General features: G+C 64.6%; 24 protein-coding genes. 11 read left to right on the top strand and 13 right to left on the bottom strand.

Going from position 1 to position 23,793, the window contains the following annotated elements; genetic code table 11:
* Nucleotides 1-64 precede the first annotated feature (64 nt).
* Entirely contained in the window at nt 65-1,507 is a 1,443-nt protein-coding gene (locus tag ABID59_RS19185; protein WP_354084384.1) for an amidase, read from the top strand.
* Between the two features lie 125 nt (nt 1,508-1,632).
* On the opposite strand, the gene ABID59_RS19180 is transcribed toward ABID59_RS19185, so the two are convergent.
* Both ABID59_RS19180 and ABID59_RS19175 read right to left on the bottom strand, forming a co-directional pair.
* Nucleotides 1,633-2,739 carry an amino acid ABC transporter permease gene (locus ABID59_RS19180; RefSeq protein WP_148748901.1) on the bottom strand — a complete coding sequence of 369 codons (1,107 nt, stop codon included), beginning with the start codon at nt 2,737-2,739 and terminating at the stop codon, nt 1,633-1,635.
* Between the two features lie 2 nt (nt 2,740-2,741).
* Nucleotides 2,742-3,929 carry an amino acid ABC transporter permease gene (locus ABID59_RS19175; protein WP_148748902.1) on the bottom strand — a complete coding sequence of 396 codons (1,188 nt, stop codon included), beginning with the start codon at nt 3,927-3,929 and terminating at the stop codon, nt 2,742-2,744.
* A gap of 88 nt (nt 3,930-4,017) precedes the next feature.
* On the opposite strand from ABID59_RS19175, the gene ABID59_RS19170 reads away from it, so the two are divergent.
* The 4 genes from ABID59_RS19170 to ABID59_RS19155 all read left to right on the top strand — a co-directional run bounded on the left by ABID59_RS19170 (nt 4,018) and on the right by ABID59_RS19155 (nt 8,072).
* Nucleotides 4,018-4,890, top strand: coding sequence for a MurR/RpiR family transcriptional regulator (locus ABID59_RS19170; protein WP_148748903.1), 873 nt, complete (start codon nt 4,018-4,020; stop codon nt 4,888-4,890).
* Nucleotides 4,891-4,892: 2 nt separating this feature from the next.
* Complete coding sequence (locus tag ABID59_RS19165) at nt 4,893-6,242, top strand: aspartate aminotransferase family protein (protein WP_354084383.1); 1,350 nt, start codon at nt 4,893-4,895, stop codon at nt 6,240-6,242.
* Between the two features lie 12 nt (nt 6,243-6,254).
* Nucleotides 6,255-7,268 carry an amino acid ABC transporter substrate-binding protein gene (locus tag ABID59_RS19160; protein WP_354084382.1) on the top strand — a complete coding sequence of 338 codons (1,014 nt, stop codon included), beginning with the start codon at nt 6,255-6,257 and terminating at the stop codon, nt 7,266-7,268.
* A 165-nt stretch (nt 7,269-7,433) separates the two neighbouring features.
* On the top strand, nt 7,434-8,072 hold the full coding sequence (locus ABID59_RS19155) for an aspartate/glutamate racemase family protein (protein ID WP_354084381.1): 639 nt from the start codon (nt 7,434-7,436) through the stop codon (nt 8,070-8,072).
* Here the strand turns inward: ABID59_RS19155 and ABID59_RS19150 are convergent.
* Complete coding sequence (locus ABID59_RS19150) at nt 8,069-8,716, bottom strand: TetR/AcrR family transcriptional regulator (protein ID WP_354084380.1); 648 nt, start codon at nt 8,714-8,716, stop codon at nt 8,069-8,071. The two genes, ABID59_RS19155 and ABID59_RS19150, sit on opposite strands and share 4 nt — an antisense overlap.
* A gap of 156 nt (nt 8,717-8,872) precedes the next feature.
* On the opposite strand from ABID59_RS19150, the gene ABID59_RS19145 reads away from it, so the two are divergent.
* The 5 genes from ABID59_RS19145 (at nt 8,873) to ABID59_RS19125 (ending at nt 13,648) form a co-directional block, all read left to right on the top strand.
* Nucleotides 8,873-9,082, top strand: coding sequence for a ferredoxin (locus ABID59_RS19145; RefSeq protein ID WP_354084379.1), 210 nt, complete (start codon nt 8,873-8,875; stop codon nt 9,080-9,082).
* Nucleotides 9,083-9,160: 78 nt separating this feature from the next.
* The gene (locus tag ABID59_RS19140; protein ID WP_148748908.1) at nt 9,161-10,381 is read left to right on the top strand and encodes a cytochrome P450; all 1,221 of its coding nucleotides are present in this window, start codon (nt 9,161-9,163) and stop codon (nt 10,379-10,381) included.
* A gap of 32 nt (nt 10,382-10,413) precedes the next feature.
* The gene (locus tag ABID59_RS19135) at nt 10,414-11,736 is read left to right on the top strand and encodes an MFS transporter (protein WP_354084378.1); all 1,323 of its coding nucleotides are present in this window, start codon (nt 10,414-10,416) and stop codon (nt 11,734-11,736) included.
* Between the two features lie 3 nt (nt 11,737-11,739).
* On the top strand, nt 11,740-12,399 hold the full coding sequence (locus ABID59_RS19130) for a sulfite oxidase-like oxidoreductase (protein ID WP_354084377.1): 660 nt from the start codon (nt 11,740-11,742) through the stop codon (nt 12,397-12,399).
* A 25-nt stretch (nt 12,400-12,424) separates the two neighbouring features.
* Nucleotides 12,425-13,648 (top strand): bifunctional alpha/beta hydrolase/OsmC family protein, encoded by a 1,224-nt coding sequence (locus tag ABID59_RS19125; protein WP_354084376.1) that lies wholly within the window; start codon nt 12,425-12,427, stop codon nt 13,646-13,648.
* Between the two features lie 9 nt (nt 13,649-13,657).
* On the opposite strand, the gene pdxR is transcribed toward ABID59_RS19125, so the two are convergent.
* A complete protein-coding gene (pdxR, locus tag ABID59_RS19120; RefSeq protein WP_354084580.1) occupies nt 13,658-15,088 on the bottom strand; it encodes a MocR-like pyridoxine biosynthesis transcription factor PdxR in 1,431 nt (476 codons plus the stop codon).
* A 100-nt stretch (nt 15,089-15,188) separates the two neighbouring features.
* Here pdxR and ABID59_RS19115 point away from each other — a divergent pair, with 100 nt between their 5' ends.
* Entirely contained in the window at nt 15,189-16,106 is a 918-nt protein-coding gene (locus ABID59_RS19115) for a DMT family transporter (RefSeq protein ID WP_354084375.1), read from the top strand.
* Here the strand turns inward: ABID59_RS19115 and ABID59_RS19110 are convergent.
* From ABID59_RS19110 to paaA, 9 genes are read right to left on the bottom strand one after another with little or no spacing between them, the layout of a single operon-like run.
* Entirely contained in the window at nt 16,085-17,143 is a 1,059-nt protein-coding gene (locus ABID59_RS19110) for a YeeE/YedE family protein (protein WP_354084374.1), read from the bottom strand. The two genes, ABID59_RS19115 and ABID59_RS19110, sit on opposite strands and share 22 nt — an antisense overlap.
* Before the next feature lie 2 nt (nt 17,144-17,145).
* Nucleotides 17,146-18,150, bottom strand: coding sequence for a quinone oxidoreductase family protein (locus ABID59_RS19105; RefSeq protein ID WP_354084579.1), 1,005 nt, complete (start codon nt 18,148-18,150; stop codon nt 17,146-17,148).
* Between the two features lie 52 nt (nt 18,151-18,202).
* On the bottom strand, nt 18,203-19,534 hold the full coding sequence (gene paaK, locus ABID59_RS19100; protein ID WP_354084373.1) for a phenylacetate--CoA ligase PaaK: 1,332 nt from the start codon (nt 19,532-19,534) through the stop codon (nt 18,203-18,205).
* A gap of 40 nt (nt 19,535-19,574) precedes the next feature.
* On the bottom strand, nt 19,575-20,024 hold the full coding sequence (paaI, locus tag ABID59_RS19095; protein WP_354084372.1) for a hydroxyphenylacetyl-CoA thioesterase PaaI: 450 nt from the start codon (nt 20,022-20,024) through the stop codon (nt 19,575-19,577).
* Between the two features lie 55 nt (nt 20,025-20,079).
* The gene (gene paaE / locus ABID59_RS19090; protein WP_354084371.1) at nt 20,080-21,162 is read right to left on the bottom strand and encodes a 1,2-phenylacetyl-CoA epoxidase subunit PaaE; all 1,083 of its coding nucleotides are present in this window, start codon (nt 21,160-21,162) and stop codon (nt 20,080-20,082) included.
* Between the two features lie 2 nt (nt 21,163-21,164).
* The gene (paaD, locus tag ABID59_RS19085; RefSeq protein WP_148748918.1) at nt 21,165-21,668 is read right to left on the bottom strand and encodes a 1,2-phenylacetyl-CoA epoxidase subunit PaaD; all 504 of its coding nucleotides are present in this window, start codon (nt 21,666-21,668) and stop codon (nt 21,165-21,167) included.
* On the bottom strand, nt 21,662-22,438 hold the full coding sequence (gene paaC / locus ABID59_RS19080) for a 1,2-phenylacetyl-CoA epoxidase subunit PaaC (protein ID WP_187434587.1): 777 nt from the start codon (nt 22,436-22,438) through the stop codon (nt 21,662-21,664). The genes paaD and paaC overlap by 7 nt, the downstream gene beginning before the upstream one ends.
* On the bottom strand, nt 22,438-22,725 hold the full coding sequence (gene paaB / locus ABID59_RS19075; protein WP_092186062.1) for a 1,2-phenylacetyl-CoA epoxidase subunit PaaB: 288 nt from the start codon (nt 22,723-22,725) through the stop codon (nt 22,438-22,440). The genes paaC and paaB overlap by 1 nt, the downstream gene beginning before the upstream one ends.
* A gap of 11 nt (nt 22,726-22,736) precedes the next feature.
* On the bottom strand, nt 22,737-23,729 hold the full coding sequence (paaA, locus tag ABID59_RS19070; RefSeq protein WP_354084370.1) for a 1,2-phenylacetyl-CoA epoxidase subunit PaaA: 993 nt from the start codon (nt 23,727-23,729) through the stop codon (nt 22,737-22,739).
* Between the last annotated feature and the right edge of the window lie 64 nt (nt 23,730-23,793).

Raw genomic sequence — 23,793 nt, 5'->3', positions numbered from 1 at the left:
CATTTCTCGATTGCTTCGCTGCGCTCGCAATGACGAAGCCTTTTCATGAGCAGGAGCAAAATAGTTGTCTCAAGACCTGATCCACGAAACCGCCTGCACCATCGTCGACAAGCTGCGCTCCGGCGATGTCTCCCCACTCGAACTGCTGGATGTCGTGGAGAGGCGCATCAGTGCGGTCGATAGCACGGTCAACGCGCTGCCGACGCTGTGCTTCGATCGGGCGCGAGATAGCGCAAAGGCGCTGATGCAGAAGCCGGCCGGCGCGCGCGGGCTGCTCGCGGGCTTGCCGGTGCCGATCAAGGATCTGACCGATGTCGCCGGCGTGTTGAACACGCAGGGCTCGCCCATCTTCAAGGACAACGTTGCAGCGAAATCCGACCTGATGGTCGAGAACCTCGAGGCAAATGGCGCGGTCGTCTACGCCAAGTCCAACACGCCCGAATTCGGCGCCGGCGCCAACACCTTCAACGAAGTGTTTGGCGCGACGCTCAATCCCTGGGATACGTCGAAGTCGGCGGCGGGTTCCTCCGGCGGCGCCGCTGTGGCGCTCGCCACCGGCATGGCCTGGCTCGCACAGGGCTCCGACATGGGCGGCTCCTTGCGCAGCCCCGCGGCCTTCTGCGGCGTGGTCGGCATGCGGCCGAGCATCGGCCGCGTCGCCCACACTCCCAAATCGGGCATCGATCGCAATCTCGGCGTCGTCGGCCCGATGGCGCGCAATGTCGAGGACCTCGCGCTGCTGCTGGACGCCATGAGCGGCGACTATGCGGACGATCCGCTGTCGCTGCCGGCGCCTGCGACCTCTTTCCTGTCAGCGGCGCGCTCGGGCACGAAGCCGAAGCGTATCGCCTACTCGCCCGATCTCGGCATCACGCCGGTCGATCCCGAGGTCAAGGCGATCACGCGCAAGGCGGCGGAGCGCTTCGCGGAAGCCGGCGCCATCGTCGAGGAGGCGCATCCCGACTGGCGCGAGGCGCATGAATGCTTCCACGTGCTGCGCGCCTTCGATTTCGCGATCACCAAGGCCAATCTGCTGCGTACCAAGCGCAACCTACTCAAGCCCGAGGTGATCTGGAACATCGAGGAGGGCCTTAAGCTCACCGTCGAACAGCTCGCACGCGCCGAAGCACAGCGCGTCGGCATGACCGCGCGCGCAATCGAGTTTTTCAAGACCTATGACCTGTTGCTGACGCCGACCACGATCGTGCCGCCGTTCCCGATCGAGAACCGCTATGTCGCGGAATGCGCCGGCAAGACCTTCGAGAATTATGTCGAATGGCTCGGCATCGTCTATGCGATCACGCTGGCCTGCTGCCCGTCGCTGTCGCTGCCCTGCGGCTTCACCGCCTCCGGCCTGCCGGTCGGCGTGCAGGTCGTCGGCGCACCCCGCGCGGACGCGCAAGTGATCGCGGGTGCGAAGGTGCTGGAGGACATTTTGGGCCTGCGCGGGCAGACCCCGATCGATCCGCGGGTGAAGAGGCAAGGCACTCTCTTGCCCCGGACGTAGCGCAGCGCGCCTTCGCGGTGCGCTGCAGAGCCGGGGCCCATCTCTCCGGGACCTCCTGTGCGATCCTGGGTCCCGGCTCTGCGGCACAGCGCTCGCGCGCTGCACCTTGTCCGGGACACCGGACCTCACCTCGCGCTCGTCGCCTCCAGGCTGCGGCTATAGCGCGACATCGCGAAGCAGAAGACGAAATAGATCGCGGCAACGAAGATATAGACTTCCACCGAGAACTGCTGCCAGGCAGGATCGATGATCGCGGTCTTCGCCGTCGTCAGCAGGTCGAAGATACCGATGATCAGGACCAGGCTGGTATCCTTGAAGAAGGCGATGAAGGTGTTGACCAGCGGCGGGATGACATGGCGGATCGCCTGCGGCAGGACGATCAGCCGGTGCTTGCGCCAGTAGGACAGCCCGAGCGCGTCGGCCGCCTCATATTGCCCGCGCGGCACGGCCTGGAGGCCACCTCGGATCACCTCGGCAAGATAGGCGCCCGCGAAGAGAATGATCGCGATCTGCGCACGCAACAGCTTGTCGATGTTGAATCCGCTGGGCATGAACAGCGGAAACATCACGCTCGCCATGAAGAGAAGGCTCACCAGCGGCACACCGCGGATCAACTCGACATAGAGCACCGAGAGCGAGCGGATCGCCGGCAGCTTTGAGCGCCGGCCGAGCGCGACCAAAATGCCGAGCGGGAAGCCGAACGCCAATCCGAATGTCGCCAGGATCAATGTCACCGGCAGCCCACCCCAACGATCCTGCGAGACGAAGGACAGCCCGAACACGCCGCCCCACATCAGCACGCTGATCAGCGCGAGCGCGCCGATCCAGAGATAGGCCAATTCGCGCCGCCATAGCGCGCGGCGCGTGGAGAGAAAGAACAGCGCGATGAACAGCACGACGGAGAGCGCAGGCCGCCATTGCTCGTCGAACGGATAGGTGCCGAACAGGATGAAGCGGTACTTCTCGGGGATGATGGCCCAACAGGCGCCGAGGCCGCGCGCGGCCTTGCAGGCGCTGGAATCATTGGCTGGTGCGAGCCAGACCGCGTTCGCGATGCCCCATTGCACGAAGCTGATCACGCCTTTCGCCAGCACCGCCAGCAGGACGACCGTCAGGATGCCGTTGGGGATCGACGAGAACAGATTGGTGCGCAGCCAGCGCAGCACCGGGTTGCCGATTTGGGGACGGCGGGCGGCGCGCGGCACGTCTGGCATGTCAGTGATCGCGGTCATGCTCAGCGCTCCGCCAGCGCGATGCGCGCATTGTACCAGTTCATGAAGAAGCTGATGCCGAGACTGATGGTCAGGAACACGGCCATGATCAGCGCGATCGCCTCGATCGCCTGTCCGGTCTGGTTCAGCGTGGTGTTGGCGATCGAGACCACGTCCTGATAGCCGATCGCGACCGCGAGCGAGGAGTTCTTGGTCAAATTGAGATACTGGCTGGTCATCGGCGGCACGATCACGCGCAGCGCCTGCGGCAGAATGATCTGCCGCAGCATGAAGCTGCGGCGCAGGCCGAGCGCGCTGGCGGCATCCCACTGCCCGCGTGGCACCGACTGGATGCCGCTGCGCACGATCTCGGCGATGAAGGCGGACGTGTAGGTCACGAGCGCGATCAGCAGCGCGAAATATTCAGGCGCGAGCGTCAGCCCGCCGACGAAGTTGAAGCCGCGCAGCGCAGGCCATTCGATGGTCCAGGACACGCCAAGCGACAACGACACCGCTACCGGCAGCACGGCAATGAGACCAAGCGCAAAGGGCCAAGCCGGCCGCGGCTTGCCATCGCGCACCTGCTGAGCGACCAGCCATCGCTGAATGACAAGGAATGCAGCGCAGCCCAGCACGGCCGTGCCGAGCACCCAGAGCTGTGGTGAGCCAACCGGGATCGCCGGCAGGATCAGGCCGCGGTTGGATAGGAAGACGCCCTCGACCGGCCGCCACGCCGCACGCGCAGCCGGCAACGCCTGCATCAGCACGTACCAGAACAGGAGTTGAAGCAGCAGCGGGATGTCGCGCAGGACCTCGACATAGACGGCCGCAAACCGGGATAGCAGCCAGTTCGTAGACAGCCGCGAGATGCCGATCAGTGTGCCGAGGATCGTCGCGAGCACGATGCCGATCACGGCGACGCGCAGCGTGTTGGCGACGCCGACGACGAAAGCCCAGAGGTAGCTGTCTCTCGGATTGTACGCGAGCAGGCTGTCGGAGATCGGCATCCCGGCCTCGCGGCCGAGAAAGGCAAAGCCGGTGGTGATGCGGCGAGCCGAGAGGTTGGTGACAGTGTTGGACCAGAGGAAGACGATGACGGCGACCGCGATGCCGACCACCAGCACCTGCCAGAACAAGCCCTTCAATTCGTTCGGCCCGAGCGCGCCGAAAAAGCTGCGGCGCGGCGGCGGCCTGGGGTCATCTGAGGTCACGGGCGCAAAAATCCTTCCTGACAGCAGCGATTTCCGGCGGCGCACGTCAACTGTTGCACCAATCCAAGAACCGTGCAACAAATGTTTCATGGCCGAGCCCGCGAAATTCTCGCCCCTGAGCGAACTCCGCATTGCGTTGCCATCGCTCCCCCTGCGCTTGCAGGAGGTCGGGCGTTTTGTCGCGGCCAATGATTACGACGCCACCACCCGTTCGATGCGCGACCTCGCGGCCGAAGCCGGTGCCGATCCCGCCGCATTCACGCGCCTTGCGAAGGCGATCGGCTATTCCGGCTGGGACGAATTGCGCGCCGCGCTGACCGAGGCACGGCGGCCGTCGCAGACCTCGCCCTTTTCGGCTCGCGCCAAGAGCCGCCGCCACGGCCCGAACGCCGATGTCGCGCTTATCTCCGACAAGCTCGAGGCCGAAGCCGCGGGCCTGCCGCGCATATCCGCCCACGCGATCGCGGACGCGGCCCGCACGCTGCACGACGCGAAACGGATCTGGATCACCGGCTATCGCAGCTGCCGCAGCGTCGCGGAATTGCTCAACTACGAGCTAAGGCTGTTCCGCCCCGAGCAGGTGCAGATCGTCGGCGCGTCCGGCCCTGACGATCTCGATCTCGGCGCATTCCGGCCCGACGAGGCCGTGATCGTCATCGGCTTCATGCCCTATACCAATGCCAGCGTCCGGGTCGCGCAGGCCGCCTATCGCGCCGGCGCGACGCTGATCGCGATCGCCGACAGCGTGGCCGCGCCGATGGCCGAGGGCGCCGACCACGTCCTGCTGTTCGAAGCCGCCTCCTCGCCCGGATTCTTCCCGAGCCTCACCGGCGCGATCGCGATCGCGCAGTCGCTAGCCGCCGCGACGTTCTTGCTCGGCGGCACGGCTGCGAAGAAGCGCCTCCAGGATACCGAGGCGCGGCTTGCCGCCACCTCTACCTACGTCTCAGAGAAAGGTTGACCATGAGCACTCGCACCAGCCGCGTGCTGCACCGTTCGCTGCGCGAAACGCCGCCCAAGGCGATCGGCGGCGCGGGCGTCTATCTCTTCGCCGAAGACGGCCGCCGCGTGATCGACGCGTCCGGCGGCGCGGCGGTGTCCTGCCTCGGGCATCAGCATCCCCGCGTGATCGCGGCAATGGCGAAGCAGGCCTCGACGCTCGCCTATGCGCACACCGCGTTTTTCTCCTCCGAGCCGGCCGAGGCGCTTGCTCAAACGCTGGTCGGGCATGAGCCCGGCGGTCTCGCCTACGCCTATTTCGTCAGCGGCGGATCGGAGGCGATCGAGGCCAGCATCAAGCTCGCGCGGCAATATTTCATCGAGCGCGGCGAGTCGCAGCGGCAGCATTTCATCGCGCGGCGGCAGAGCTATCACGGCAACACGCTCGGCGCGCTCGCAGCCGGCGGCAACGCCTGGCGCCGCGCACCCTATGCACCCCTGCTCTCGGCCGCATTCAGCCACGTGACGCCGGCCTTTGCCTATCACGAGGAGCACGACGGTGAATCCGATGCGCAGTTCGTGGCGCGGCTCGCCGCGGAGCTTGAAGCCGAGTTTCAACGGCTTGGCCCTGACACTGTTGCGGCGTTCCTCGCCGAGCCCGTCGTCGGCGCCACAGCCGGCGCGGTGACGGCGCCGGACGGCTACTTCAGGGCCGTGCGTGAGATCTGCGACCGGCACGGCGCTCTTCTCATTCTCGATGAGGTCATGTGCGGCATGGGCCGCACCGGCACGACGCATGCATGGCAGCAAGAAGGCATCGCCCCTGATATCCAGGCGATCGCAAAGGGGCTTGGCGGCGGCTACCAGCCGATCGGTGCAATGCTCGCGAGCGGCAAGATCATCGACACAATCCGTGCAGGGTCGGGCGCGTTCCAGCACGGCCACACTTATCTCGCCCACCCCCTCGCCTGCGCGGCGGCGCTTGCGGTGCAGGACGTGATCCGCGAAGACAATCTGCTCGACCGGGTCAAGGAGCGCGGCAAGCAGCTCGAGCAGCGGCTGACCGAACGCTTCGGCAATCATCGCCATGTCGGCGACATCAGGGGACGCGGGCTGTTCTGGGCGATCGAGCTCGTCGCTGATCGTGCCAGCCGCACCTCGTTCGATCCAGCACTCAAGCTGAACCAGAAGATCAAGGCTGAAGCCTTCGCCAACGGACTCGGCTGCTATCCCGGCGGCGGCACCGTGGATGGTATCCGCGGCGACCATGTGCTGCTGGCGCCGCCCTATATCGCTTCGGCCGACGAGATCGATCTGATCGTCGACAAGCTCGGCACGGCCGTGGACAACGTATTGCGTAGTGTCAATCACTGAGGGGAGAGTAGCATGATGAGGACAATAGTTATCGCGGCGAGCGTGCTCACCGCATCGACGGTCGTCGCGTCGGCGGCGACGCTCGACACGGTCAAGAGCCGCGGCACGCTGGTGTGCGGCGTCAGCGCGGGCTTTGCCGGTTTCTCGGCGCCGGACTCGCAAGGCAATTACAAGGGCCTCGACGTCGACTATTGCCGCGCGCTCGCGGCCGGCGTGCTCGGTGATGCCAACAAGGTGCGTTACGTCTCGCTGACCGCGCAGAACCGCTTCACCGCGCTGCAATCGGGCGAGATCGACGTGCTCTACCGCAACTCCACGCAGACATACTTGCGCGGCGTCACGCTGGGCCTGCGGCAGGGACCGATCAACTTCTACGACGGCCAGGGTTTTGTCGTGAAGAAGGACCTCGGCGTGAAAGAGCTGAAGGACCTCAAGGGCGCCACCGTTTGCGTCGCGCAGGGCACGACCCATGAGGTCACGCTTGGCGATTACGGCCGCGCCAACGGCATCGACTGGAAGCCGCTGGTGTTCGACCGCGTCGACACCATGTACCAGACCTTCTTCGGCGGCCGCTGCGATGCCATGACCCAGGACGCCTCCGCGCTTGCCGGTGCCGTGACGACCGCGGCGCCGAACCCGGCCGACTACGTCGTGCTGCCGCAGACCATCAGCAAGGAGCCGCTCGGGCCCTTTACCCGCAATGGCGACGAGGTCTGGAGCGACATCATCACCTGGCTGCATTACGGCCTGATCGAGGCTGAGGAGCTCGGCGTCACCCAGGCCAATGCCGACGAGATGACGAAGTCGCAGACCCCCGCGATCCAGCGGCTGCTCGGCTCCTCGGGCGATCTCGGCTCGCGGCTTGGTCTCGACAACAAATGGCTGGTCACCGCGATCAAGGCCACCGGCAATTACGGCGAGATCTATGAGCGCAATGTCGGCAAGGCGAGCCCGCTCAAGCTCGAGCGCGGCCTCAACGGCCTCTGGAGCAAGGGCGGCTTGATGTACGCGGTGCCGTTCAAGTAAGGAGTCCACCTCTCCCCGCCCTTGCGGGGAGAGGTCGGATTGCGGAGCAATCCGGGTGAGGGGCCGCCTCCTCGAGTCCGTTTCTCACCTATCGTGCGGACAGCGCCCCTCACCCCGACCCTCTCCCCGTAAGAACGGGGAGAGGGAGAAGAAGCACCGAGCCTCATGCGCATCGCCCTGATCCACGCCCTCAAGCACTCCATCGCCCCGATCGAGGCGGCGTTCGCGCAGGCGTGGCCGGAGGCGCGGCTGATGAACCTGCTCGACGACAGCCTCTCGGCGGATCTGGCGCGCGACGGCAAGCTCAACGATGCCATGACCGAGCGTTTTCTTGCGCTCGGCGATTATGCGGCAGCGACCGGGGCAAACGCGATCCTGTTCACCTGCTCGGCCTTCGGCCCCTGCATTGAGGCCGTCGCGCGCGCGCATGCGCCGATGCCGGTGCTCAAGCCGAACGAAGCCATGATCGAACGGGCCGTGACGATGGGCAAGAAGATCGGCCTGCTCTCGACCTTCCCGCCAACGCTGGTCTCGATGCCACCGGAGTTTCCGACCTCCATCCAGATCGTGCCAAAGCTTGCCGACGGCGCGCTTGCCGCACTCGACCGCGGCGACCGTGCCACGCATGACCGGCTGATCATCGAGGCGTCAAAGGATTTGCGCGACTGCGACGTCATTGCGCTGGCGCAGTTCAGCATCGCGGCAACCGCACCGCTCGTCGCGGAAGCGACCGGCCGCCCGGTCGTGATGACACCGGATAGCGCGGTCGAAAAGTTGATGCGGCTGCTGAAAACGAAGGCTTAAGCGCCCGCCTTCTTGCCACGCTGCGCGTCCTTGATCGCAACGGCGAGCGCGGCCTTCGTCTCGTTCACAAAGTCCTCGACCAGTTCCTCGCGCGTGGCATGTGCGGCCTCGCCGGTGAACAGACCCTGCTCGGCCAGCATCACCACGCCGTGCAGCGCGGCCCAGATCTTGAGTGCTTGCCGCTCGCGCAGATAGCCAATTGCTGGCGCTTCCAGCGCCTCGATCACAAGTGCAAAGGTCTCGCGCGTAGCCTCGTGCAGCTCGCTGCCCTTGGCTGCGCAAGACACCGTGCGCGAGGCAAACATCAACCGGTAGATGCCGTTGCGGTGTAGGCCGAAATCGAGCGTCGCCTGCGCCAGCCGCGACAGCTTTGATTGCTTCGATGGCTTGGCCATTGCCTCACGCAGAATCGCGCTGAGCTGCCGGAACGCCTCCGCCGTCGCCGCGGCAAGCAGCGCCTCTCGGTCAGCAAAATGACGGTACGGCGCCGGTTGCGAAACACCGAGCTGCTTTGCCAGCGCCTTGATGCTGATCGCTTCCGCCCCGCCCTGCTCAGCCTCGCGCAGCGCGGCCTTGATCAGGGCGTCGCGGAGATCGCCATGGTGGTAGTTATTGTGCGGCTTGCGGGCAAGTTGTGAACGCATGTTGCGCCGAGCCTATAAGTTTGCGCTTGACAGGGGAAGCCTGTCGCGAATGTAATAGACTATAACTTAAAGCCAGCGGCAAATGCCGCGGATAAAAATCTACATGAGGAACGCGCGCCACCTTCCGGCCGCGCGCATACGACCGAGGAAGCCGCAATGACAGAGCGACTGAGGGTTCGCGTCGATCCCGACAAATGCCAGGGCCACGCGCGGTGCAAGGCACTCGCGCCAGAGCTGTTCGAGCTCGACGAATACGGCAATGCCCATGAGGCCGGAGACGGCACGGTTCCACCGGGCCTTGAGGACAAGGCCTGGCTTGCCAAATCCAACTGCCCGGAAACCGCGATCGATGTGATCGAGGAGTAGCGCGGCGCCTGCCCGCGCGCGCTTTGCGTGCCTTCAGCGAACACGAGCCCCAAGGGATATTCAAGGGATTTTCCTGCCATGTCCGACGTCAGCCAGCCCGCCGCCCATCCGCCCGTGACCGACTGGGTCAATGACTTCGACCACACCGATCCGCAATGGACCGACGATCCCTTCCCGATCTGGGAAGAGCTGCGCGCCGCGAGCCCGGTCGTCCATACCGGGCGCTTCCTCGGCTGCTACATGCCGACGACCTATGAGGCGGTGCGCGAAATCGCCAACGACACCGAACATTTTTCGTCACGCCGCATCATCGTCCGCGACGTACGGCCCGAGGTCGCCAGGAACGCGGCCCCGCCGATCACTTCGGATCCGCCCGTGCACAAGCCGGCCAAGCAATTGCTGCTACCGCCCTTCACGCCGGATGCGATGAAGAAGCTGGAGCCGCGGATGCGCGCAATCTGCAACGAGCTGATCGACGGGTTCATTGCCGACGGCAAGGTCGATGCCGCAGCGCAGTACAGCAAATACATTCCGGTTCAGGCCATCGCGCACATGCTCGGCATTCCCGAGTCTGACAGCGATCTCTTCATCAACTGGATCCACATGATCCTGGAGCTCGGCATCAAGGACGAGAACAGATTGCTCCAGGCGGTGCAGGAGATGAGCGCCTATTTCAGGACGCATATCGAGGAGCGGAGGTCGAAGCCGACCAACGATCTCATCTCCTATTTGATGAATGCCAAGGACAAGGAAGGCCAGCCGCTGGAGGAGTCGCACGTGCTGGGCTCGCTGCGGCTGCTCCTGATTGCCGGCATCGATACCACTTGGAGCGCGATCGGCTCCTCGCTCTGGCATCTCGCCCGGACACCGGCCGATCGCGAGCGGCTGATCGCCGAGCCCGGGTTGATCCCGATCGCCGTAGAGGAGCTGCTACGTGCCTATTCGCCGGTGACCATGGCTCGTGAGGTCGTCAAGGAGACCACGGTCTCGGGCTGCCCGGTCAAGACGGGCAACATGGTGCTGCTGTCCTTCCCGGCCGCCAACCGGGACCCAAAAATGTTTCCGGACGCTGACAAGGTCGTGATCGACCGGCGGGAAAACCGCCATGCCGCCTTCGGCCTCGGCATCCACCGCTGCGTCGGTTCCAATTTGGCGCGGATGGAAATGCAGGTCGCGCTCGAGGAATGGCTGAAGCGGATTCCGGACTTCCGGCTCGACCCAGCCGGCACCGTGACCTGGTCGCAGGGCACGGTACGAGGCCCCCGCCAGTTGCCATTTCTGCTTGGAAAGGCGATGTAGGCTCCCAACAGATGATTTCTGGGAGGCCGGACGTGACAGAGCAAGCAATCAAACCGGGCTCCGACCACATTGACATCGCCGACGCAGAGCGCCGGATCAAGGCGATCTTGATCGGCTCGATCGGCAATCTCGTCGAGTGGTACGACTTCTACGCCTACACGGCGTTCGCGCTCTATTTTGCCCCGGCCTTCTTCCCGGGCAGCGATCCCGTCGTCCAGCAATTGAACGTCGCCGTGGTGTTCGCGGCAACCTTCCTGATGCGGCCGCTGGGCGGCTGGCTGTTCGGCTACATCGCCGACCATTTCGGGCGGCGGATCTCACTGACGCTGTCAGTCGTCTTCATGTGCTTCGGCTCGCTGATCATCGCGGCGACGCCGACCTATGCCACGATCGGCTTTGCCGCCCCGGTGATCCTGGCGCTGGCCCGCGTGATCGAGGGCCTGAGCCTCGGCGGCGAATATGGCGCCAGCGCCACCTACCTGAGCGAAGTCGCCGATCCCAGGCGTCGCGGCTTCTATTCGAGCTTTCAATACGTCACGCTGATCGGCGGCCAGCTCACCGCGATCATCGTGCTATTGCTGCTGCAAAAGGTCTTCCTGACGCCCGACGAGCTGAAGGCCTGGGGCTGGCGGATTCCGTTCGCGATCGGCGCAGCGCTCGCGATTTTTGCCGCAGTGATGCGGCGCAATCTGCAGGAGACCGAGGCGTTCGAGGAAGCCAAGAAGGTGGTGAAGCCGACCGGCTCGATCACCAATTTGCTGCGGTATCCGCGCGAGCTGCTACTCGTGGTCGGCCTCACTGCCGGCGGCACCGCGGCGTTCTACACTTTCACCACCTACATGCAGACCTTCGTGAAGCTCTCGGTCGGCCTGACCGAAGACCAGACCACCTTCGTGATCTTCGGCACGCTGATCTTCGCGACCATCCTGCAGCCGATCTATGGTGCGATCTCCGACAAGATCGGCCGCAAGCCGCTGTTGATCTTCTTCGGCGTCGCCGGCACGCTCGCCACCGTGCCGCTGCTGATGACGCTGAAGGAGACCAAGTCGCCATTCGTGGCGTTCATCCTGATCTGCGCCGCATGGCTGTTCGTCGCCGGCTACACCTCGATCAACGCGGTGGTGAAGGCCGAGCTGTTCCCGACCAATGTCCGAGCGCTCGGCGTCGGCCTGCCCTATGCGATCACGGTCTCGATCTTCGGCGGCACGGCGCCCGCGATCGCGCTCTATTTCAAGAGCGTCGGGCACGAGGAATGGTTCTACTACTATCTCGCCGGCGTCATCTTCCTGTCGCTGATCATCTATTCCACCATGCGCGACACCAAGCATGCCTCTGCGATGCACCGCCACGAGTAGCTCATGGCCGACCAGACGCCATACGACAGCAAGCTGACGCGCACCAAGGAGAAATGGGCGCGCGAGGGCCGCTTTCTCACGGGTAAGGTTACGCGCTCCGAGGATCAGCGCCTGCCGCCCGGCCAGCATCTGACGAAAGACTGGCCGGTGCTCGACCTTGGCGTCCTGCCGCCGGTCTCGCGCGATCGCTGGCGGCTCGACGTCTACGGCGCGATCGAGAATCCCGTGTTCTGGACTTTTGCGGAGCTCGCCGCGCAAAAGCAGGACCAGTTCACCTCCGACATCCATTGCGTGACGACCTGGTCGCGTTACGACAATGAGTGGGAAGGGCTCGCAACGCGCGAGCTGCTGGCAGCCTGCCAGCCGCGCGACGATGCACGTTTCGTCGTGCTGCATTCCTATGACGGGTACACCACCAACCTCGCGCTCGAAGACTTTGCCGCCGAGGACGCGCTGCTCGCCCATAGCTGGTCGGGCCAGCCGCTGTCGGACGAGCATGGCGGCCCGGTGCGGCTGGTCGTGCCGCATCTCTATTTCTGGAAGAGCGCAAAGTGGCTCCAGGCTATCGAATTCCTGACCGACGACGCGCCGGGCTTTTGGGAGGTCCGCGGCTATCATAACCGCGGCGATCCCTGGGCCGAGCAGCGCTATTCGGCCGACTAGGCTCAAGCAAGAACGGGGGAAGCCCATGACGACGGAACGCTTTCAATTCACCGGCGAAGGCGGCCATCAACTCGCCGCCGCGCTGGAGCTCCCTGACGGCGAGCCCGTAGCTTACGCACTGTTTGCCCACTGCTTCACCTGCGGCAAGGACACGCTGGCGGCCAAGCGCATCTCGGTCGCCCTCGCCGCCAAAGGCATCGCAGTGCTGCGCTTCGACTTCACCGGGCTCGGCTCCAGCGAAGGCGAGTTTGCCAATTCGACGTTCTCCTCCAATGTCGCCGATCTCGTGCATGCCGCCGATCATCTGCGTGCGACCCGCAAGGCGCCGTCGATCCTGGTCGGGCACAGTCTCGGCGGCGCGGCGATTCTGGCGGCCGCCGGAAAGATTCCGGAGGCCAAGGCGGTCGCGACCATCGCGGCGCCGTCCGATCCTGCTCACGTCACCGGTCTCTTTAGAGAGCATCTCGACAATATCCGCACGCAGGGTGAGGTCGAGGTTTCTCTCGCGGGCCGCCCGTTCCGGATCAAGCGCGAATTTCTCGACGACATCGTCGAACACGAGCTGATGAAGGACGTCACCGGCCTGCACAAGGCGCTGCTGGTGATGCATTCGCCGGTCGACGGTACCGTGGGGATCGACAACGCAACCAAGATCTTCGTTGCGGCAAAACATCCCAAGAGCTTCGTCTCGCTCGATCATGCCGACCATCTCCTGACCAAGCCGGCCGACGCGCTCTATGCGGCCGATGTGATCGCTGCCTGGGCGAGCCGATATGTCGACACGGCAAAGCCCGCGCAAGCGATGGACCTCCCTGAGGAACCGCGGAAGGTCGTGGTCCGGGAGACCCGCAAGAGCAAGTTCAACCAGATCATCACAGTCGGACCGCATCATCTGGTAGCGGACGAGCCGGCGGCGGCTGGGGGTGAAGATGCAGGTCCCGGGCCCTATGATTTCCTTCTCGCCGGTCTCGGTGCCTGCACCTCCATGACCATGCGCCTCTATGCCGACCGCAAGTCGCTGCCGCTCGACCGCGTCACCGTCACGCTGAAGCATTCAAAAATCTATGCCAAGGACTGCGCGGAGTGCGAGACGCGCGACGGCATGCTCGACCAGATCGAGCGCGATATCGCAATCGACGGCGCGCTCGACGCCGAGCAGCGCAAGAAGCTGATGGAGATCGCCGACAAGTGCCCGGTGCACCGGACGCTGACCTCGGAGATTCGCATCGTGACGAAGGCGGTTGACTAGCGCGACTGCCTAGAAACATGACGCCATCGTTCGCACCGCTGCGCTGATCTCGCTCTCGCGCCAGGCCGCAAAGCCGAGCAACAGGCCATTATCGCGCGGCTTGCCCAGCGCCAGGCTGGACAGGGCGCGCGTTTCAACGCCTGCCTTGACGAGCCGCTTCACCGCCGCCTGATCGGCACGACCGCGCTTGAGGCGGGCGACGAGCTGGATGCCGCCCGATGGCACCTCGACCAAGAGCACCTCACCGAGATTGCGCTCCAGCCCCTCGACGAGGTGATCGCGGCGCGCGTGATAGAGTCGGCGCATCCGACGCAGATGCGCCAGAAAATGCCCATCAGCGATAAACTCGGCGAGCGCTTCCTGGATATGACTGGACGCGATCAAGCCGATATGCCGCTGCGCGATCTCGAATGTGCTGACCAGCGCCGGCGGCACGACGAGATAGCCGAGCCGGATATCCGACGTCATCGCCTTTGAGAACGTGCCGACATAAAACACGCGGCCATGGGCGTCGAGCCCCTGCAAGGCCGGCACCGGCCGGCTGTCATAGTGGAATTCACCGTCATAATCGTCCTCGACGATCCAGGTCTTGCCGGGCCTGCTTGACCTGAGAAACTCGGTGCGGCGGGCCAGCGACATCAGCCGTCCAGTCGGGTGCTGGTGCGACGGCGTCATGAAAACGAGTTTGGGCACGGCCATTCCCGGCATCGGCTGCATGCCCTGCTCATCCAGCCCGATGCCGGTCACGCGCGCGCCAGAGGCGCGGAAAGCCGCCGCGGCGCCGGGATAGCCGGGATCCTCGACCCAGACGTCGTCGCCCGGGCTAACGAGCGCAGCCGCTATCAAGGTCAACGCAGCCTGTGCGCTTGGCAGGATCATGATCTGGTCGGCCGTGGCACGAACGCCTCTGCTGGTCGCGAGATAATGCGCCAGCGCCTCGCGCAGGCGCGCTCGGTTGAGCGGACCAAGCTCGCGCCTGGCGGCGCGCACGGCGCTGCGGCGCAGGCAGCGCGCCCACACCTCGTTCGGAAACTCCCTGAAATCGCCATGCCCCGGCCGCAACGGCTTGAGCGGAGCCTGATAGGACATCGGCCAGTCCGTCTGCTTGAGCTGCGAAGCCCAAGGCGAGAGCTGCGGCCTGGCGGAGCGAACGCGCGAAGCGGCGGCGCCAGCTCCTTCGACGGGCTCAGCACCATCGACCGTCACTACAGGACGACGTCCGTGCGACGCCTGGAGATATCCCTCGGCGGCGAGCTGCTCGAACGCATAGGTGACAGTGTTGCGCGAGACGCCGAGATCGCTCGCAAGCCGGCGGCTTGACGGCAGCGCGCGGCCTTTGGCGAGGCGGCCGGTCGCGATCAGGCTCCGGAGTTGGCTGGTCAGCTGGGCCACCAGCCCCTCTTCCTCGGTCCGGCTCAGGTCGATCAGACCGGAGATCATGCTTTCTGAAACTGGCACTTTATTCCTTTCAGATCTGGCACTTTTTCAGGTGCCAGCTGGGATGCTATCTCGCAGACCGCACTGCTTCAAGGATTCTGCGATGAACTCTTCCCTCTCTCCCCGCACGGCAATCGGGCTGTTCCTCATCGTCGTGCTGGCCTGGGGCGTGAACTGGTCGATCACGAAGCAGCTCGTGCAATTCCTTCCGGCCCTCTGGACCTCGGCGATCCGGAGCTGGATCGCGCTGGCTGGGTTGTTCGTGATCCTGGGACTGAGCAACAATCTTGTGATCCCGGAGCGGCGCGACATTCCTGTGGTCTTGAGCGTGGCGCTGCTGCACATGACGGTCTTCTCGGTCCTGGTTGCGGCCGGTGTGCGCTTCCTGCCCGCGAGCAAGGCTGTCGTGCTCGGCTACACCACGCCGCTCTGGGTTGCGATTGCAGCACCGTTGCTGGGGGAAGATACGCTGACGGCGCCAAAGCTCGCGGGCGCCCTGCTCGGACTGATCGGGCTAGCCGTGATCCTGAACCCGGCATCGATCGATTGGACCAACACAAACGTCGTGCTTGGTGCCGGCATGGTGATCCTGGCCGCGATCTCCTGGGCCGCGAACATCATCTATATCCGCGCGCATCGTTGGATCGGCTCCCCGCTCCAGCTCCTGATCTGGCAGGTGCTCGTGGCAACCATCGTGCTCACAGGGTCGGCGCTGATCACGGACGGCCTGCCGCATGCGGAGTGGTCGGGGAGGCTCGTGCTGCTGTTCCTGTATTCCGGCCTGATCGGGACGGCGCTGGCCTATTGGGCGATGTCGATGGTCAACAAGAGCATCTCGGCCCTGACGACGTCGCTCGGCACCACCGGGACGCCGCTCGTCGGTATCGCCAGTGCGGCCGTCCTACTGGGTGAGCCAATCGACATCAGTCTGGTCGTTGCGGCCGGACTGATCGTGGCCGGCATTGGCCTTGCGACGCTGGGCGACCGGCTGCTGCGCCGTCAGGCCACCGCGAGCGGCTGAACGCGCAAGCTTCCGCGCAGGCCCGCCGTCGCGCCGAGCAGGATGCCGGCAACTGCAATGAACGAGCCCAGAGCGAGCGTCGATATGCCCGTGAGCCCCTGCCCGATCGAGCAGCCAAAAGCCATCACGCCGCCGATCCCCATCAGCGCGGCGCCGCCGGCCGAGCGCAGCAAGTGGCGCGGCGAGGAATAACCTTCGAGATGGAAGCGGCCCGTGGTGAGCGCAGTGACCAGACTGCCGGCAAAGACGCCGGCAACGGTCGCGATGCCGAAGTTCGGTGTCAGGCCCGTCGAGAGCATCGCGTATTGCAGGCTATCAGCAATCGGCGCGACGAAGGTGAGCGAGGTCACCGGGACGGGATTGAAGTCGTCAGCGCCAAGATAGCCGGTGACGTACCAGCCAGCGGCGACGAGAAGGCCTACGATGACGCCCGCCGCGATCTGACCCGGCGAGCGGCGAAACGCTGGATGGGCAAAGGCAAACAGGACCAGCGCTACGACGATCGCGGCAGCGGAGAGTACGCGAGAAAGAGCTTCACCAAGACCAAGCGTCGTCAACAGCGTGGGCAGCGAATTGGCGCCGGCGGTGGTTTGGGAAGCCTGAACCAGCGCAATGCGCGCTGGCGCGATCAAGCCTTTGAGCGTCATCTGCGCGGCAATGGCGAGCACGATCACGACGACGAAGGAGCGGAGATTGCCGCCGCCGAGCAGCACCAGCGCGCGCGAGCCGCAGCCGTTCGACAGCACCATGCCGTAGCCGAACAGCAGGCCGCCGAGGAACAGCACCGGTACCGAAAAGGTCGGCTGCAGGTAGATCGACTTGCCGAGATCGACCATGCCTTCGCCGGCGAGGAATTGGCTCATGGCAATCGCGACCGCGATCGCCAACGCATAGCTGCGCACCAGCCGCCCGTCTCCCGCCGCCAGCCATCCGCGCATGCTGCTCATCAGGCAGAAACCGCTGAGCAGGCCGACGGCACCATAGACCAGGCCGATGACGAGGCCGGCGATGATGACGAGTTGGGCGGGCGAATCCATGATTACGGCTTCAGGATCACGCGATCACGCGAGGAGCCGGCGACCGCAACGTAGGCTTCCTTCGCGCGCTCGAGCGGATAGATCGCATTCGCGTTGATTGGGAACGGCCTCAGGTGGCCGCCCGCAAAGCCCGGACCGAGATCGTGCAGCACGGCGCCCGTTGCGGCCGACGACAGGCCGAGCGTGTCGATGCCGACATAGGTGTGCTGTCCCCGGTAGAATTCGAGGATGTTGAACTGCACGATCCGGTCGATCGCGGCGATCAGGATCTGGCGGCCGCGCAGCGCGAGCGACTTGTGCGCGGCCTGGAAATAGGGATCGCCGACGGTGTTGAAGACGATGTCGGCGCCGTTGCCGCCGGTCAATTCGCGCACGCGTGTGGCGACATCGACGGCGGAAACGTCGATGACCTCGATCGGCGCATTGCTGTGACCTTCATAGGCTTCCGCCTTGCGCACCACGCCGACGACGCGCGCACCCTGCCAGGTCGCGATCTGCACCGCGGCCTGACCGACCTTGCCGTTAACGCCGAACACCAGAACCGTCTCGCCGCTCTTCGGCACGCCCGCGCGGCGAAAGCCTTCCATCGCGGTGACGAAGGGCACGCCGATGCCGGCGGCCTCCTCCCACGATACGCTCTTCGGCTTCTCCACGACCGCGTCAGCTTCGACCACGAGATGGCTCGCGTGCGTACCGTCGCGGCGGATGCCGAGATCACCCGAGGAGCCGAACACCTCGCGGCCGATCGTGCCGGCCGGCCCGTCGATCACCACGCCGGCGTAGTCTCGGCCGGGCGTACGCGGGAACACGGCATAGGGCATCAGCCCGGTGGCAGCCTTGACGTCGGACGGATTGACGGCGGCGGCCTTCACCTCGATCAGGAGATCGTTCGGGCCGCACGTCAGCATACGGCGCTCGACGCTGGGTGCAATCGCGGCGGCGTTTTCGGCCTTGGCATCGAGGCGGACGCAACGCGCCTCGACGGTTCTGGTATCGGCTGGCGACATAGGAAAGACCCGCGATTTCTCGCGGGCCTTGTCGCCTTTGGGGGCGGTCAAGTCAATCCTTCGGCCGCTTGTCGTAAAGGCGCTTGGCCTTGCCGAGCGAGCGCTCCAGCGTGGCCGGCGCGACGATCTGCACTTTGGAGCTGACGCCGATGGTGTTCTTGATATGGGTCGAGATCCGGTCGGCATGGTCGATGAGGCCTTGTCCATCCCAGCTTTCGGGGCGCGCCTCGGCGATGATGGTCAGTTCATCCATCCGGCCTTCGCGGGTCAATTCGAGGATAAAGTGACCGCCGCACCAGTCGGTGGCGAGCAGCACCTCCTCGATCTGGGTCGGGAACAGGTTGACGCCGCGCAGGATGATCATGTCGTCGGAGCGGCCCGTCACCTTCTCCATCCGCCGCATCCCCGGCCTTGCCGTACCCGGCAACAGCCGCGTCAGGTCGCGGGTGCGATAGCGGATCACCGGAAAGGCTTCCTTGGTCAGCGAGGTGAACACAAGTTCGCCCTTCTCGCCATCCGGTAGCACCGCGCCGGTCAAGGGATCAATCACCTCGGGATAGAAATGGTCCTCCCAGATGTGAAGGCCGTCCTTGGTCTCGATGCATTCCTGCGCGACGCCGGGGCCAATCACCTCAGACAGGCCATAGATGTCGGTCGCATCCATGTCGAAGGCGTCCTCGATCTCGCCGCGCATGGCGTTGGTCCACGGCTCGGCACCGAAGATGCCGACCTTGAGCGAGCATTGGCGCGGGTCGAGCTTCTGCCGCTTGAACTCGTCCAGGATCGCCAGCATGTAGCTCGGCGTCACCGTGATGATGTCAGGCCGGAAGTCGTTGATCAGTTGCACCTGCCGCTCGGTCATGCCGCCCGAGATCGGCACCACGGTGCAGCCGAGCTTTTCGGCACCGTAATGCACACCAAGACCTCCGGTGAAAAGACCATAGCCATAGGCGTTGTGGATGATCATGCCGGTGCGGCCGCCGGCCGCCCGGATCGAGCGCGCCACCACCTCCGACCAGGTCTCGATGTCGCGTTGGGTATAGCCGACGACGATCGGCTTGCCCGTCGTGCCGGAGGACGCATGCACGCGCACCAGTTTTTCACGTGGCACGGCGAACATGTTGAAGGGGTAGTTGTCGCGGAGATCCGTCTTCACCGTGAACGGAAACCTTGCGAGATCAGGAAGCTCGCGAAAGTCGGACGGATGCACGCCAGCCTTGTCAAAAGCCTTGCGATAATGCGCGACGTTGTCATAGGCGTGCTTCAGCGACCAGGCCAGCCGCTGCTTCTGCAACGCCATGATCTCGTCGCGTGACGCGCGCTCCTGCGCGTCCAACTCGACCCTATAGACGTGGCCGCCTTCCTTCAGCTTCGTCGAAGCCATTTTCGTTTCCCCACATTGATTTGTTCTCTTTATTGATTTCTTACTGTTCTTGCGCCGGCAACCACGTGCCGGGAATGACACGCGAATGCCCGCGGAATTCGGCTATGACGGTATCGCCGGTGGTGACACGCACGTCATAGATGCCGGAGCGGCCGCCGCGGGTGACCTCTTTTGCTTTCGCAACGAGCCGATCGCCGAGCTTGCCCGGCTTGATGAAGGTGATCTGGCCTTGTGCAGCCACGACACGGTCATTATGCGAGTTGCAAGCAAAGGCGAAGGCGGAATCGGCGAGCGTGAAGATGAATCCGCCATGGGCGATGCGCTGACCGTTGACCATGTCCGGCCGCACCGTCATGGCGAGCGTCGCAAAGCCCGGGCCGACCTCGACGATCTCCATGCCGAGGCCCTTTGAGGCGTCGTCCTCCGCCCACATCGCATCGGCACAGGCCCGCGCGACATCCTCAGGCGACAAGGCGGCTTTGACGTTCACGCGCTTCTCCCGACGAAATGCTTGCTCATGATGTTCTGCTGGTTGGCCAACACTGTCAAACGTGGTCGTAGTCGACCACGACCCGCTCCGACGATGGCTTGGCCTGGCAAGTGAGAACAAAACCCGCCTTCAGCTCCCACGGCTCCAGTGAATAATTGGTGTCCATCGGCGCCTCGCCCTCCACCAGCTTCGCCCGGCAGGTCGAGCACATGCCGCCCTTGCAGGCGAAGGGAAGATCGACGCCCGCGCGCAGCGCAGCATCGAGAATCGCTTCGCCGTCAGCGACCGGCACGTCGCGGCGCTTGCCGTCGATGATCAGTGATGCGATCGCCTTCGGCGGCGCATCGGGAGCAACGATCTTCTTCGGTCGCGGCTTGCCGCCGAATTCGGAGACGAAGCGTTCGACATGGATGCGGTCGTCGGCGATGCCAAGATCGCGGCAGGTTGCCTCGATCTCCTCGCTCATGCCAAGGGGCCCGCAGACGAAGACGTGATCAACGCTCTCCGCCGGCACCAGCGAGCGTAGCAGCACCCTCACCTTGTCGCCGTCGAGCCGGCCATGCAGGATCGGGATATCCTGCTCCTCGCCCGAGATGACGTGAAAGATCGAGAGGCGGTCGATGAAGCGGTCCTTCAGCTCCTCCAGCGCCTCGAGGAACATGATGTTATCGGTCGCGCGGTTGCCATAGAACAGGAAGAAGCGGCTATTGGGCTCGCGCGCCAGCACGCCCTTCACGATCGACAGGATCGGCGTGATGCCGGAGCCGGCCGCGAAGCCGACATGGATACGCCCAGCATCCGCCGGCGGGACCACGCCGAAGCGGCCGGTCGGGGTCATCACGTCGAGCTCGTCGCCACTCTTCAGCTCATCGGCCGCCCAGCTCGAAAACGCGCCGCCGTCGACCTTCTTCACGGCAATCCGGATCTCGCCGTCGTCAGGGCCGGAGCAGATGGAATAGGAGCGCCGCACCTCCTCCCCGTCGAGTGTGGTGCGGAGCGTGAGATACTGGCCGGGGGTAAAGGCGTAGTCGCCGGCGAGTTCACCGGGGATCGCGAAGGTCAGCGACACGGCGTCAGAGGCCTCGCGGCGGAGGTCGTTGACGGCCAGGCGATGGAAGCGCGGTGCGGCTGCTGACATGGTCAATGACACTTGAAATAATCAAAGGGTTCGCGGCAGGACTTGCAGCGCCAAAGCGCTTTGCAGGAAGTCGATCCGAATTCGGACAGCAGCTCCGTCTCCTGCGAGCCGCATTGCGGGCATGTGACGGCCTGCTCGCCGAACAGCGCGCGACGCGAGTGTGAGGATTGCGGCGGCGCGATGCCGTAGGCGTGCAGCTTGCGGCGTCCCTCTTCGCTCATCCAGTCGGTGGTCCAGGCCGGCGACAGCACGGTGCGCACTTTCGGCTGACGAAAGCCGGCGCGCTCCAACGCAAGCTCGATTTCGAGCGCGATCATGTTCATGGCCGGGCAACCCGAATAGGTCGGCGTGATCGCAACCTCGACATGGTCGCCGTCGAGCACGACATCGCGCAGCACGCCGAGATCGGCGATGGTCAGCACCGGGATTTCCGGATCGACGACATTTGCAGCAGCGTCCCAGGCGCGCCGGCGCAACTCGCTATCGTGCTCCAGCACCGTCACCATGTCTGCCCCGGAAACGTGCGCTGCATCGATTGCAGCTCGGACAGGAGATGACCGAGATGCTCGCCGTGCCGACCCGAACGGCCGCCCTGCTGCATCCAATCATTCTGCGGCAGAGTAAGCGTTGCTTCACCAACGACATCAGACAGCGTCGTCATCCAGCGGCCGCGCAAGGTGCCGGGATCGACGGCGATACCGGCATGAATCATCGCGCGCTCGCCGTCATCGACGGCAAACATCTCGCCCGTGAAGGCCCAGAGGTGATCGATCGCCGACTGCGTCCGTTGACGGCTCTCGTCGGTGCCGTCGCCGAGCCGGATGATCCATTCCGAGGCGTGACGCAGATGATAGGCGCTCTCCTTCTCCGACTTCGCTGCAATCGCCGCAAGCGTCGTGTCGCGCGAGGTCATCATGGCGCGCCAGTAGAGATCGGCGAAGGCCGAATAGAAGAACTGCCGCACCAGGGTCTGGGCGAAGTCACCATTGGGTTGCTCGACCAGCAGCAGATTGCGGTATTGCCTGACGTCGCGCAGATAAGCGAGCTTGTCCTCGTCGTTATCCTTGCCTTCGGTCTTGGCGGCATAGGTGTAGAGCTCGCGCGCCTGGCCGATGAGGTCGAGCGCAATGTTGGAGAGCGCCATATCCTCTTCCATCATCGGCGCGTGCCCGCACCATTCCGACAGCCGGTGTCCGAGGATGAGCGCATCGTCGGCCCGGCGCAGCGCGTAGAGCACGAGCGGCGTTTCGGAGACCTGGATGTTGGCGGCGGGCATCACATGTGCCCCACTTCTTCCGGCACCTCGTAGAATGTCGGATGCCGGTAGATTTTGGACTCAGCCGGCTCGAACATCATGCCCTTCTCGGCGGGGTCGCTTGCGGTGATCGCGGTCGACGGCACCACCCAGATCGAAAGGCCCTCGCCGCGGCGGGTGTAGATATCGCGCGCAGCCTGCAGCGCCATCGTGGCATCGCTCGCATGCAGCGAGCCGACATGCTTGTGCGCGAGCCCGTTGCGGCTGCGAATGAAGACTTCCCACAGCGGCGTATTCGGCGTGGTCATTTTTGATCTCCCTATTCCGCAGCTTGCGCGGTCTGACGCTGCGCGCGCTTCGCCGCGTAGGCGGCAGCGGCCTCGCGCACCCAGGCGCCCTCGTCGTGCGACTTGCGGCGCGCGGCCATGCGGTCACGGTTGCAGGGGCCGTTGCCGGCGAGCACCTGCTTGAATTCGGTCCAGTCGATCTCGCTGTAGCGCCAGTGACCTTCCGCATCCTGAGTCATGCCGGGATCGGGGATGGTGAGGCCGAGATATTGCGCCTGCGGCACGGTGGCATCGACGAATTTCTGGCGCAGCTCGTCATTGGAGAAACGCTTGATCTTCCACTTCGTCGACGTGTCGCTGTGCTGGCTGGTGGCATCGGGCGGGCCAAACATCATCAGCACCGGCCACCACCAGCGGTTCAGCGCGTCCTGCGCCATCGCCTTCTGCTCGTCCGAGCCGCGGCACAGCGTCAGCATGATCTCGTAACCCTGGCGCTGATGGAACGACTCCTCCTTGCAGACGCGGATCATCGCGCGCGCATAGGGGCCATAGGAGCAGCGGCACAGCGGGATCTGGTTCATGATCGCGGCGCCATCGACCAGCCAGCCGATGGTGCCGATGTCGGCCCAGGACAGCGTCGGATAGTTGAAGATCGAGGAATATTTGGCCTTGCCCGAGAGCATCGCGTCGACCAGCTCTTCGCGCGAGGTTCCGAGCGTCTCGGCGGCGGCGTAGAGATAGAGCCCGTGGCCGCATTCGTCCTGCACTTTGGCAAGTAACGCCGCCTTGCGCCGCAGCGTCGGCGCGCGCGTGATCCAGTTGCCTTCGGGCAGCATGCCGACGATTTCGGAATGGGCGTGCTGGGAGATCTGGCGGGTGAGCGTCTTGCGATAGGCCGCCGGCATCCAGTCATTCGGCTCGATGCGCTCTTCGGCATCGATGCGGGCCTGGAACTGCGCGGCCTTGGCCGCGTCCTCAAGACCGCGATCATCGGTGTCGGCCGTGTTCAGCGCCTGGGTATACATGCGCATCCTCCCGTTTGGTTGGGAGGAAATATATAACAAAAATTATCTCATGCAAGATATTTCT

It is taken from the genome of Bradyrhizobium sp. S3.3.6, assembly GCF_040546905.1.
In the GTDB taxonomy this organism is placed as follows: domain Bacteria; phylum Pseudomonadota; class Alphaproteobacteria; order Rhizobiales; family Xanthobacteraceae; genus Bradyrhizobium; species Bradyrhizobium cytisi.
This window is presented reverse-complemented; position numbering and strand designations above follow the sequence as displayed.